Genomic DNA, 12313 nt, shown 5'->3' on the forward strand with positions numbered 1-12313 from the left:
CTTACGAAACAATTTGAATCTAGCTTTTTTAATAGCCAGACGTTATTTTTTATCAAGAAAGAAAAGAAGTTTTATTAATTTCATTTCTTTCATGTCTATGTTGGGCATCGGGGTAGGCACCATGGCAACTGTGGCAGTTTTGTCGGTTTTTAACGGCCTTGAAGAACTAAACAGAAGCATTTTTAAGTCGTTCGACCCGGATATTAAAATAACTGCTAACGTAGGTAAAGTTTTTACGCCTGACGCCGGTAAATTGGCTCAGCTAAAAAAACTGCCGGGTGTTGATTACGTTACGGAAGTAATTGAAGACAACGCCCTTGTAATGTATCAGAACGGCAAAATGGTGGTTACGCTCAAAGGGGTAGATGATACATTTCAAAAAAACAGTCGCCTGAAAGGGTCTTTGGTAGAAGGGCAGTTTTTGATTAATCAGGATAGCATTGATTACGCCTTTATAGGTGGGAATGTCTATGGCGCTTTGAATGTCTCGCTTGATAACGTGCTTGAACCACTGGAAATCTGGTATCCAAAAAATCAGAAAAAGCTATCGCTCATTCCGGAAAACAACATTAATAAAAGAGTTCTGAATATTTCTGGCGTTTATGCATTGGAGCAACTACACGACGACTACGTGTATGTGCCTCTTTCTGTAGCCAAAGAACTGACAGAATATACCAGCCAGCGCACAGCTTTGGAAGTTCAGCTGAAACCAGAAGCCAATACAGAAAAAGTACAAAAGGAGATAGACCGCATTTTTGGAAGCAAGTATGTGGTAAAGAACAGAGAAGAGCAGAATGCCAATTTGTTCAGAGCTATCAAAATAGAAAAATTGTTTATTTTTATTGCCCTTATTTTTATAATCGGCGTGGCATCGTTCAATATTTTCTTCTCTTTAACAATGTTGGTGATTGACAAAAAAGAAGAAGTCAGGACATTATATGCGATGGGCGCCGATGATTCGTTAATAAAGATGATATTCTTTAGCGAGGGCGCCATAATTTCAGTTATCGGCACTGTTACCGGCCTTGTTTTGGGGCTGGTTTTCTGCCTGACACAAGAACGCTTCGGGTGGTTGGGCATGGGAATGGATACCGCGCTGATTGATGCCTACCCGGTTAAAATCAATCCGTTTGATTTTCTGATTACTGCTGTGGCCGTTATCATTATTACCTTGCTGGTTTCTTATTTTCCTGCCAGGCGCGCTACCGGTCATATCTGACTAATAAATGTTTTTTTCAATGAACCTACTCTATAAAATTTGCTTGCCGGCACTTTTTGTTACACAATCGTTTGCGCAAGACCTAAGCCTGCTGTCTAAGAAATGGATACTGCTGAATAGCAGAATCGAAAATAAAGATATTTATCTGGCTTCTTACAGCCCTTCAAAACTAAAGGCTGATTCGTTTGTTATTCATTTTCTTCATGATGGTAAAATCGATTATGATTATGAGACCAACCACACATCAAAACATAGCAGAAGAACGGAGTTTCTTGACCTTGACACCGAGGTTTCGGGATGGCAATATGAAGCTTCCGAAAATATAATGTCCCTGACACTGAAAGGGGGTTACACCAGCATGGATGAATTTAACTTTAAACGGAGGTACAAAATTGAAAAAATAGTCGGAGGATATGTGCTGAAAAACACCACAGATATAGTTAATGAACTTACAGTGGTTAGTGTGCCAACGCAACCGGAGGTATCGAAATTATTGGTTAAAGAAAGTAATGTTGCACCTGCCGCCATGGCAACAAGCTTTGTTGAAGGCCATTTGCCTGAATCTGCAAAAGAAACGGTGCATGAAAAAACCTTAAATGTAAAAGACCATAAAGCCATTAGTAAGGCCGTATTAATGCCAGCCAGACGCTGGATTCTGGTAGGAAATAAAATAACTAAAAATGTTATACGTTTAACTTCTTTTGATGCATCAAAATTCAGAATCAATACGCTGGTGTTAAATTTTGAGGCCGATGGGAAGATTAGCTATGAGTATGAAATGGACCCTGACCTGGAAGCTTGTGCTGGCATAAATTTTCTGGATATTGATACCGACGAGTCTGGATGGGCTTTTAACGAGACTACCAATGTGCTAACATTAACCATTAAAGGGGGGGTATCAAGTCTGGACGATTTCAAGTTTAAAAGAGATTACAGAATTGAACAAACAGGTAACGAGTTTGTGTTGCATAAATTAACCGAACACTATTTTATAGATTTTAAAAAGCCGCATCGCAGCAGATAAAACCAATGGCATTTAATATAGGTAGTTCATTACAAAACTATAAGTGGGGTAAGTACAACAAAATTTTATTTAATCAACAATGTAGCCTTATGATGCGCAAGTATTTTCTGTTTATATTTTTGAGCATTACTTTTAGCATTCAGGCGCAGGAAATGCAACGTCTGGTGCCTGCAAATGGAAGATATAATCCGGAACGCACCAAAAAAAATGACCTGATTCATACAAAACTTGAATTGAGGCCCGATTGGAAAAAACAATATATGTACGGAGTGGCTACCATAACTTTTAAGCCACATTTTTATGAACAGCATACACTTGAACTTGATGCCAAAGGTTTTGAGATTCAGAAGGTAACCATGAAGGGTCAGAACCTGAAGTTTGATTATGACAAACGTGTACTGAGCATCAGCCTGGGGAAATCATTCACCAGAAAAGATACGGCTCAGGTACAGATTGTTTATGTGGCCAAACCAAACGAACTCCCATCAGGAGGCAGTGATGCCATAACAGCCGATAAGGGTTTATATTTTATCAATGCAGATGGCACAGACCCTGAAAAGCCCAGACAAATCTGGACTCAGGGAGAAACTGAGGCCAATTCCTGCTGGTTTCCGACTATTGACACGCCCAATCAGAAAACCACGCTTGAAATTTATATAACCTTAGACAAAGCCTCTGCAGACGCCCGGTTTATTACCCTTTCTAATGGAAAACTGGTGTCTTCAAAGATAAATACTGATGGTACCCGCACCGACTACTGGAAACAGGATAAACCCGCTGCCCCGTATCTGACCATGATTGCCATCGGGGATTTCAGAAAAGTAGTTGACCCTCGCTACAAGACTTTTGAGGTAAGTTATTATGTAGAGCCAAAGTTTGAAAAATATGCCATGAATATTTTCGGGCGTACACCCGAAATGATTACTTATTTTGAAAACCTGCTGGGTGTAAAGTATCAATGGGATAAATACGCCCAGATTGCAGTAAGAGAATATGTGTCGGGCGCTATGGAAAACACCACCGCAACCGTGCATGGCGATTTTATTCAGAAAGATAACCATCAACTGGCAGATGATAATGATGATGGAGTAATTGCCCACGAGTTATTTCACCACTGGTTTGGAAATTTGGTAACCTGTGAGTCGTGGTCGAATCTGCCATTGAACGAATCTTTTGCCAATTATTCAGAATACCTCTGGGCGGCGCATAAGTACGGACAGGATGAAGCCGATTTAGTGGCTCATATAGCTTTTAACCAGTATTTTGGCGAAGCCCAGGAAAAACAGGAGCCGCTTATCAGATACAGATATCATGATAAGGAAGATATGTTTGATTCTCACTCTTATGCCAAAGGAGGCAGGATTTTGCATTTGCTTCGTAAACAGGTGGGCGATGATGCTTTCTTTGCCGCACTGAAGCTATATCTTACCCAGAATGCCTTTAAAACAGCCGAATTAGACCAACTCAGACTGGCTTTTGAAAGTGTAACAGGCGAAGACCTCCACTGGTTTTTTGACCAGTGGTTTATGAAACCCGGCCACCCTGATTTACAGGTTTTGCAGCAGTTTGCCAACGGTAAACTAAAATTAACAATCAATCAGGTTCAGGATACCACTTATGCCCCTGTTTACCGATTGCAGCTACCTGTAGAAGTTTGGGCTAATAATCAGAAAACTACCCATGAGGTGGTAATTGATAAAGCTACGCAAACTTTTGAGTGGCCATTGTCGGCTGCTCCACAAATGGTTTTGCTTGACCCTGAGAACGTGCTGGTTGGAAGAATTTTGCATCAGAAAACCCAGGAAGAGTATATTTATCAGTATTACCATGCCGAGCGTATTCCGGCTCGTTTGCTGGCGCTTGAAATACTCACCTTTGAGCCTGATGACGACAGCACTGCTACTAACCCGGCTCTTGATAAAACCATAAGAAAGGTATTGCTTGATGCAACCAAAGATAAATTCTGGCGGATACGCCAGCTGGCTGTACAGAAATTTAATGATTATGACGGAGACGATTTTCTGGAAGTAGAAAGAGCTTTGCAGAGCCGCGTGCAGTCTGACGACCGCTCTTATGTGCGTGCCGATGCCATTCTGGCAATGAAGGGTTTTCAGAATGCACAGAACGATAAGCTATTTCGGCAGGCACTTACAGACACCTCTTACACGGTTCAGGCTGCTGCGCTTGAGGCGATTCTTGCCAGCAGGCCACCAGATGCAGAAGAACTGGCAAAAAAATATGAGCAGTCTGGCATCACAGACATTTTTGCTGCCGTTGGCGGTTATTATGCCGAATCTGCATCGCCAGAAAAATTCAACTGGTTTTATGAACATTTAAATAAAATGAATGGCGGAGACTTGTACCAGGTTTTAGGTATATTTGGTACTTATCTGGTTAAATCGCCACAAGATGTTCAGAAAAAGAGTCTGCCTCTGCTAAAGAGAATAGCAATGAATAATACCCAGTGGTATGTAAGATTTGCCGGTATGCAAACGCTGGCCCTGCTTACTGATATTCCGGAGGCCAAGGCGCTTCTGAAAGAAGTAATAGCTGCCGAAAAAGATGAGCGTTTGCAAAAAGTATATCAGCAATATAAAGATTTGTAAACAAATGTTCTCAGTTTTGAGAACCATAATGTTTTAATCCACTCTATGAACAGGAATCTGAAAGATGGTCTGAATTTTTTCTCAAAGGTTACCCCGGCCCGCGCCTGGAATGCTCTTATGAATGTATTCAGTTATATAGCGTCTAAAATGACAGGCAAACCTGTACATAGAGGATTACCCATTGCTATATCAATTGAACCTACCACCTCGTGTAATTTGCGCTGCCCTGAGTGCCCCAGCGGTTTAAGGAGTTTTACCCGCCCGACTGGTATGCTTGAAGAGAAGCTATTCAAACAAACCATTGACGAACTTTCTGAAACACTTTTATATCTTATTTTCTATTTTCAGGGTGAGCCTTATCTGCATCCCAGGTTTCTTGATTTGGTAAACTATGCTTCGCAGAAAGGTATTTACACGGCTACATCAACCAATGCACATTATCTGAGCGATACCAATGCAAAAAGAACCGTGGAATCGGGTCTTGACAGGATGATTATTTCTATTGACGGCACCACACAAGATGTTTATCAGCAATACAGAGTAGGAGGGAACCTCTCAAAAGTAATAGAAGGTGCCAGAAATATTGTAAAGTGGAAGAAAGAATTGAAATCGGCAACACCACATGTAATTTTTCAGTTTCTGGTAGTAAAACCCAACGAACATCAGTTAGAAGAAGTAAAACAACTGGCTGCTGAAATTGGCGTAGATGAAATAGCCTTTAAAACAGCACAGATTTACGATTATGAAAACGGTTCAGATCTGATACCTACCATTGATAAATATGCCCGCTATGCCCAACAGGCCGACGGCAGCTACAAGATAAAAAATAAACTACTGGACCACTGCTGGAAAATGTGGCATTCGTGCGTTATTACGTGGGATGGACTGGTGGTGCCCTGCTGTTTTGATAAAGACGGAGAATACCGTCTTGGAGACCTGAAACAAACCAGCTTTAAAAACCTTTGGCAAAGTACACCTTACATCATTTTCCGGCAGTCGCTTATCCGGTCCCGTTCTGAAATAGAAATGTGCAAAAATTGCACAGAGGGAACCAGGGTCTGGGGTTGATATTTCGCCTTTCATTTTATAGATTTGCCCTTCTTTCATTTTTTAACCAACCGAACCTCTATGAAGCTCGACTTACGAATTAAATTAATGCTCATGATGTTCCTGATGTTTGTTACCTGGGGGTCATGGTACGGACAAATGGGCAAATACCTTTTTACTACACTTAAGGCCACCGGCGACCAGATTGGGCTGGCTTATACTACCTTTTCAATTGCTTCAATTGCTGCTCCATTTTTTATGGGCTTAATAGCCGATCGCTTTTTTTCGGCGCAAAAAGTAATGGGAGTTTTGAATATTCTAGGTGCTGTTATTCTTTATTTTCTGATTCAGGTAAAAAGCGCCGACACTTTTATATGGTACATTCTGGCCTATACGCTCACTTTTGCGCCTAATCTGGCGTTGTCGAGCTCTATTGCCATGAACCAGATGAAAAATCCTGAAAAGGAGTTCCCGACTATTCGTGTTATGGGTACCGTAGCCTGGATTGTAATTACCAATATTATCGGATACTTTGGCGTAGGTGATAAAGTTGAAATTTTCCAGATTGCCATGGTTACATCTTTGGCCTGGGGTTTGTTTGCCTTTACTTTGCCTGATACTCCTCCAAAGGCTACCAAGGCTACCTCGTTCGGACAGATTCTTGGTACAGATGCCTTTGTGCTTTTCAAAGACCGCTCATTTCTGGTTTTCTTTATCAGTTCAATTCTGGTTTGTATTCCGTTATCGTTCTATTACGCGCATGCCAACCTTTCGTTAACTGAATCGCACATGACCAACGTTGAAAACAAGATGTCTTTAGGGCAGGTTTCTGAGGTCTTATTCATGTTACTGATTCCATTTGCCTTAACCCGCTTTGGTATCAAGAAAATGTTGATTGTTGGTTTGATTGCCTGGATTATCCGCTTTATATGCTTCGGTTACGGTGATGGTATTTCTTCAGAGTGGGTTCTATACATTGCCATTGTGCTGCACGGCGTATGTTATGATTTCTTCTTTGTAACCGGCCAGATATATACAGACAACAAAGCAGGCGAAAAAATCAAGAGTTCGGCTCAGGGGCTTATTACCTTGGCTACTTATGGTGTTGGTATGGCTATTGGCTCGCTTCTTTCTGGCCGTGTACTTGATATTTACACTACCAAAAATGCTGCCGGTGAGTCTATTCATAACTGGCAGGGGGTATGGATGGTTCCGGCAGGTATTGCGGCAGCCGTTTTGGTTTTCTTTGTATTAATATTTAAAGACAATACACGTAAGGCAAAATAAGAAATTGTTTTATCTGCTATCATAAAAAATGCTCTATCGGCCGATAGAGCATTTTTTATGATACATTAAGATTGTTTATTCTTTAAATTTAAGGGCTTCCACTACCCGCATTTTAGATACAATAAATGTAGGAATCGTTATTACCGCCAGTATCAAAATAACGGTGGCAATGTTCAGAATGGCTATTACTGCCCAGTCCCACGCAATGGGTACATGGTCAATATAATAATTCTCAGGGTCCAGCGGTATCAGCTTAAAGTAAAACTGAATAAAGCTAAGCCCAATACCCAGCATATTGCCATATACCATACCTTTCAGAATAATTTTCAAACCATTATAGACAAATATCTTGCGTATCTGGGTGTTATCAGCTCCAAGCGCTTTTAGCATCCCTATCATTGAGGTTCGTTCCATCATCATTACCAGCAGAACCGATATCATATTAAAAGAAGCAACCACCAGAATAAGCCCCAGCACAATCAGTATGTTTTTGTCCAGCAGGCTAAGCCAGTCAAAAATTGCCCTGAACATATCTGTAACGCGCTTGGCTTTCATGTTGAGGTCAATTTCTGAATTTATGGTTCCGGTGGCATAATCCAGGTCATCAAAATTTTTGAGAAAAACCTCATAGTGGCCACAGGTGTTGTTATCCCACTCGTTCATTTTCTGCACCAGAGCAAGGTCGCCGATAATAAAGTTCTTGTCAAACTCTTCCAGTCCGGTTTCATAAATGCCAACAACTTTTACTTTTCTTACTCTGGGTGGGCTTTGTATAAAATAAACAAGCACGTCATCGTTAAGTTTTATTTTTAATTGTCCGGCAATGCGCTTGCTGATTATTACTTCGCTTGAAAACGTAGAATCTGCAAAGTTTAATTGTCGCCCTTCAACCAGATTCTGCGAGAAAACATCCCAGTCATAATCTTTACCTACGCCCTTTACAATAATCCCTGCCAGTTCTTCATTAGATTTAAGCATGCCTGCCTTGTTTGCAACTGCCTGCACGTGTTCAATCATTGGGTTTTTGCGGTATCCGGCATAAAAATTTGTTTTTATTGGCATCGGAATTTCCTCATACGATTGATTCAATGTAATTTTGCTCACTTGTATGTGTCCGCTAAGGCTGAAAAGTTTATCTTTGATGGCCTGTTTATAGCCAATCAGGATTCCGAAAGAAATTATCATTACGGCCAGGCCAATGGCAATACTGGCGATACCGACTTTAACTACCGTAGAGGTAAAAGATTCAGACTTGGTTTTCTGGATTCGTTGAGAGATAAAGCGGGGTAAATTCATATTTTGTTCAATACAGGCCTGCAAAATTGCCGGGCAGCGTTTTTTTGCCCAAGATTTTACAAAACTATCATTTTTGTTTATTATTACCTTTATATTTTAAACAAATGAGCGGGCAAAGCATCGGTTTTTACATCAATAAAAGCCGTTTGATAATGGTCAGGAAGCTGACAAAAAGATGTAATTCATGAATCAGAAAATTAAGCTGCTTTTATTTAAAATAGGTATTCTTGGATTAGCCACACTCGGAACCATCGAAGCCTTATATCAGATTAACCCCTATGCAAAAAAAGAAGCAGAGATATCGTACACTGCAAGTATAATAGAAAAATACGGCAGGCTCAAAGCGCTTCCCTCACCCAAAATTGTATTAGTTGCAGGTTCTAATTTTGCTTATGGCATTAACAGCCAAATGATACAAGACAGCCTGCACCTGCCGGTTGTGAATATGGCAATGCATTATAATTACGGTTCTGATTTTATGCTTCGCCAGATAGAACCGCAATTGCATAAAGGCGACATTGTGGTGATGGGCTTTGAGTATATTGTAGAAAGCAAAGGCAATATAGGCGAGAAAATTACAATGGCCAGAATGTACCCTGAAGCCGCCAGATGGTTCGACTACGAAAGCCCTATTCAATACCTGAAAGAAAATGCCATAGCCCGTATTGCTAATATGAGGCTCACTATAGACAGATTTATAAGTAATGATATACCTCCTGCTGTTGAAGACACAACGAGTATTTTTTTCAGAAGGGCCATTAACAAATACGGCGACCTCATAAGCCATTTAAATAACCCATCTCTTAAAGTAATTCCGCCTGCCATTTTAGACGACAGCACCTCAATGCTGCCAGCTATTGCAGACATGAACCACTTTTACAGCAGGGTAAGTAAGAACGGCGTAAAAGCTTATTACACTTTTCCATCTTACGCAAGGTCTTCATATAAGGCTGATAAGCCAGTGCTTGACAGGCTGAACAAGCAGCTTACGGAAGGATTAATGTTTCCGGTTTTAGGAAAACAACAGGATTTTATTTTTGCCGATAGCTTGTGCCAGGACATGGTATACCACCTGAACGCAAAAGGACGGGACCTAAGAACAGGCTTGCTGATTGGCCTGATGAAAAAAGAAATGAATAAGAAATAGGTTATTATATGAGGGATGAATGGAATCGATGCGAAAGTTTATAATAAAAGTTTTAATATTCAGTATTTCTTTAGCCGCTTCTGTAATTCTGCTGGATAGCCTCTATATCGGCACTAATTACCGGTACGATTATCTGGGAGGAATACTGAATGACAAACATAAAGTGGCTGCGCAAATGCCTTCACCTAAGCTAATATGGGTTGGTGGGTCGAGCATTTCTTTTGGTATAAATAGCGATACCCTGCAACGTCATGTGGGTATCCCGGTAGTTAATATGGCGTTTGTTGCGCCGCTGGGTACTTATTTTTTAATGAATGATGCATTGAGGGAGGTAAAAAAGGGCGATAAAGTATTTATTACCACAGAGTACGATATATCAAGATTCGGCAATGAAGAGGTTATCAGGTCTGCCATAGATTTTTACCCGCAAGGCGCAAATTTTGTGCTGAAAGAAAAATCTGTTTTGAAGCGGGTGAGCGCTGATATCAGACACAGATTTTCTAATATCCGTAAACTGTTCTGGAATTCGATGGGTAATAATAATAGTGCCTATGCCCAAATTGAAGACAGCACGTCGGTGTATTTCAGAGGGGCGTTTTCTGCCAGAGGAGACATTGTGAGCCACGTTAATAATCGGTCTTCCAGGTTTGTGTTTACCATGTTTCCTAAAGATACCATCGATTATTCAGGCCAGATAGAAGATATTAACCATTTGATTCTGGAGGCTGAAAAAAGAGGGGCTGAGGTAAACTTTGTTTTTCCGCCGATAGCCAAATCTACTTACAGGCATGGCAAAAAAGCCGTAGAGTCTGTAGAAAGCCAGATTAAAACAAGCCTGAAATGTACAGTTTTGGGTAGTGCCATAGATTTTGTTTATGAAGATAGCTCTTTTTTTGATACATTCTATCATTTAAAGCCGTCGTCAAGAGATGATAATACCCAGAAAATACTGGATTTATATAACCATAAGTCTTTAGTACAACAAATAGACTAAAATCAGCCATAAAACTTTTCAAGTTTTTATAACTATGATATTCAATTCAATAGAGTTTGCCATATTTTTTCCAATAGTAACTCTGGTGTATTTTCTGTTGCAGCACAAACATCGCTGGTGGTGGTTGCTGGCTACCAGTTGCTATTTTTATATGTTTTTTAAGCCTGAGTACATACTAATTCTGGCTTTTACTATTGTAGTTGATTATTTTGCCGGAATACTCATTGAGCAGTCTGAAGGTAAGACCCGAAAGTGGTACCTGATTATGAGTCTGGTTGCCAATATTGGCGTGCTGGCGGTGTTTAAGTATTATAATTTTTTTAAGCTGGCATTAGGCGAAGCCGGATTGGTAAGCTGGCCTTTGCTTGACATTCTGCTGCCCATTGGGCTCTCTTTCCATACTTTTCAGGCTATGAGTTATACCATAGAGGTATACAGGGGTAATCAGAAAGCAGAGCGGCATTTTGGGATATATTCGTTGTATGTAATGTTTTATCCGCAGTTGGTGGCAGGGCCAATTGAACGCCCGCAGAATATTCTGCATCAGTTTTATGAAAAACATACCTTTGATTACGACCGGATAACAAGTGGATTGAAACTGATTGGCTGGGGTTTGTTTAAAAAAGTTGTGATTGCCGACAGGCTGGCGCTTTTTGTAGATAAAGTTTATAATGCACCGCTTGACTACGAAGGCCTGCCTATAATTGTAGCCACCATATTTTTCTCATTTCAGATTTTCTGCGATTTCTCAGGTTACTCTGACATTGCCATTGGCACCGCGCAGGTAATGGGCTTTAAGTTAATGAAAAACTTTGACAGGCCTTATTTTTCAAAAAATATATCGGAGTTCTGGCGCAGATGGCATATCTCATTATCTTCCTGGTTCCGCGATTACCTCTATATTCCATTGGGTGGCAACAGGGTAAGCAAGTGGCGATGGTATTTTAATCTGTTTTTTGTTTTCACAATCAGTGGTTTCTGGCATGGCGCTAACTGGAATTATATTATCTGGGGCGCCATACACGGCCTGTTTCTGGTGGGGGCTATTATAACGGCAAAGCCCCGTAATTTTATAAACAACCTAACGGGGCTTACCAAATGGCCATGGCTGTTTAAAGTGGTACAGATTGTAACCACATTTGTGCTGGTTTCTTTCGCCTGGATATTTTTCAGAGGTAGCTACATGGAACTTGGCTGGACCTGGCACCTGGTTACTCACCTTTTTACTAACATGCCTGGTATAGCCGAACTGTCAGATGCTGACTACATTGCCCGCAATGTTTTTCTTGGTAATGGTGCCAGAGAATTTTTTACAGCTGTATTTCTTATCATTTTTATGGAGATTATTCATTACATTGAGCGCGACAGAAGCATCCGCAACGTAATTTCAACCAAGCCTGCCTGGGTGCGTTGGGGTATTTACTACCTGTTTGTAATGATGTTTTTTATTTTAGGGATATTCGACTCCCCGGCGCAATTCATTTATTTCCAGTTCTGATTTTTAAATTATTGATTCATTAGAAAATTTTTATCTCAGTGGGAAGAGGTGAAAATTTTTTTATTAATCTACTTGTTTGGTAGATTAAATGTGTTTTAATTTGTGTCAGAATCAGATAATCATCAACAGACGGAGAATTTCTTCAGATTTATTATTTGAGACCACGGTCGTGAGTCTTATACGGAAGACAAAGAG

At 40.5% G+C, this 12313-nt stretch carries 9 protein-coding genes; 8 read left to right on the plus strand and 1 reads right to left on the minus strand.

Annotated elements, in window-relative coordinates; all coding sequences use genetic code 11:
• Nucleotides 1–13: 13 nt before the first annotated feature.
• The 5 genes from MB380_RS09270 to MB380_RS09290 are packed head-to-tail and all read left to right on the plus strand — an operon-like array spanning nt 14 to nt 7183.
• On the plus strand, nt 14–1219 hold the full coding sequence (locus tag MB380_RS09270; RefSeq protein WP_253534820.1) for an ABC transporter permease: 1206 nt from the start codon (nt 14–16) through the stop codon (nt 1217–1219).
• Between the two features lie 19 nt (nt 1220–1238).
• Nucleotides 1239–2243: a hypothetical protein gene (locus MB380_RS09275; protein ID WP_253534822.1), complete on the plus strand. Its 1005-nt coding sequence runs from the start codon at nt 1239–1241 to the stop codon at nt 2241–2243.
• Nucleotides 2244–2248: 5 nt separating this feature from the next.
• Nucleotides 2249–4849, plus strand: coding sequence for a M1 family metallopeptidase (locus tag MB380_RS09280; protein WP_253534824.1), 2601 nt, complete (start codon nt 2249–2251; stop codon nt 4847–4849).
• A gap of 45 nt (nt 4850–4894) precedes the next feature.
• Nucleotides 4895–5917 carry an SPASM domain-containing protein gene (locus tag MB380_RS09285; RefSeq protein ID WP_253534826.1) on the plus strand — a complete coding sequence of 341 codons (1023 nt, stop codon included), beginning with the start codon at nt 4895–4897 and terminating at the stop codon, nt 5915–5917.
• Nucleotides 5918–5977: 60 nt separating this feature from the next.
• On the plus strand, nt 5978–7183 hold the full coding sequence (locus tag MB380_RS09290) for a nucleoside permease (RefSeq protein ID WP_253534828.1): 1206 nt from the start codon (nt 5978–5980) through the stop codon (nt 7181–7183).
• A 75-nt stretch (nt 7184–7258) separates the two neighbouring features.
• On the opposite strand, the gene MB380_RS09295 is transcribed toward MB380_RS09290, so the two are convergent.
• Nucleotides 7259–8479 carry an FtsX-like permease family protein gene (locus MB380_RS09295; protein WP_253534830.1) on the minus strand — a complete coding sequence of 407 codons (1221 nt, stop codon included), beginning with the start codon at nt 8477–8479 and terminating at the stop codon, nt 7259–7261.
• Between the two features lie 184 nt (nt 8480–8663).
• Here MB380_RS09295 and MB380_RS09300 point away from each other — a divergent pair, with 184 nt between their 5' ends.
• From MB380_RS09300 to MB380_RS09310, 3 genes are read left to right on the plus strand one after another with little or no spacing between them, the layout of a single operon-like run.
• The gene (locus tag MB380_RS09300) at nt 8664–9626 is read left to right on the plus strand and encodes a hypothetical protein (RefSeq protein ID WP_253534832.1); all 963 of its coding nucleotides are present in this window, start codon (nt 8664–8666) and stop codon (nt 9624–9626) included.
• Between the two features lie 28 nt (nt 9627–9654).
• Entirely contained in the window at nt 9655–10620 is a 966-nt protein-coding gene (locus tag MB380_RS09305) for a hypothetical protein (RefSeq protein WP_253534834.1), read from the plus strand.
• 34 nt (nt 10621–10654) lie between these two features.
• The gene (locus MB380_RS09310; RefSeq protein WP_253534836.1) at nt 10655–12118 is read left to right on the plus strand and encodes an MBOAT family protein; all 1464 of its coding nucleotides are present in this window, start codon (nt 10655–10657) and stop codon (nt 12116–12118) included.
• Nucleotides 12119–12313 lie beyond the last annotated feature (195 nt).

The organism is Emticicia sp. 21SJ11W-3 (assembly GCF_024138715.1).
Lineage (GTDB): Bacteria > Bacteroidota > Bacteroidia > Cytophagales > Spirosomataceae > Emticicia > Emticicia fluvialis.

What these genes read in the sequence shown, in the direction of transcription:
- MB380_RS09310 (WP_253534836.1), top strand. Translation starts at nt 10,655, where the DNA reads ATGATATTCAATTCAATAGAGTTTGCCATATTTTTTCCAATAGTAACT.
- MB380_RS09275 (WP_253534822.1), top strand. Translation starts at nt 1,239, where the DNA reads ATGAACCTACTCTATAAAATTTGCTTGCCGGCACTTTTTGTTACACAA.
- MB380_RS09305 (WP_253534834.1), top strand. Translation starts at nt 9,655, where the DNA reads ATGCGAAAGTTTATAATAAAAGTTTTAATATTCAGTATTTCTTTAGCC.
- MB380_RS09300 (WP_253534832.1), top strand. Translation starts at nt 8,664, where the DNA reads ATGAATCAGAAAATTAAGCTGCTTTTATTTAAAATAGGTATTCTTGGA.
- MB380_RS09290 (WP_253534828.1), top strand. Translation starts at nt 5,978, where the DNA reads ATGAAGCTCGACTTACGAATTAAATTAATGCTCATGATGTTCCTGATG.
- MB380_RS09280 (WP_253534824.1), top strand. Translation starts at nt 2,249, where the DNA reads ATGGCATTTAATATAGGTAGTTCATTACAAAACTATAAGTGGGGTAAG.
- MB380_RS09295 (WP_253534830.1), bottom strand. Translation starts at nt 8,479, where the DNA reads ATGAATTTACCCCGCTTTATCTCTCAACGAATCCAGAAAACCAAGTCT.
- MB380_RS09285 (WP_253534826.1), top strand. Translation starts at nt 4,895, where the DNA reads ATGAACAGGAATCTGAAAGATGGTCTGAATTTTTTCTCAAAGGTTACC.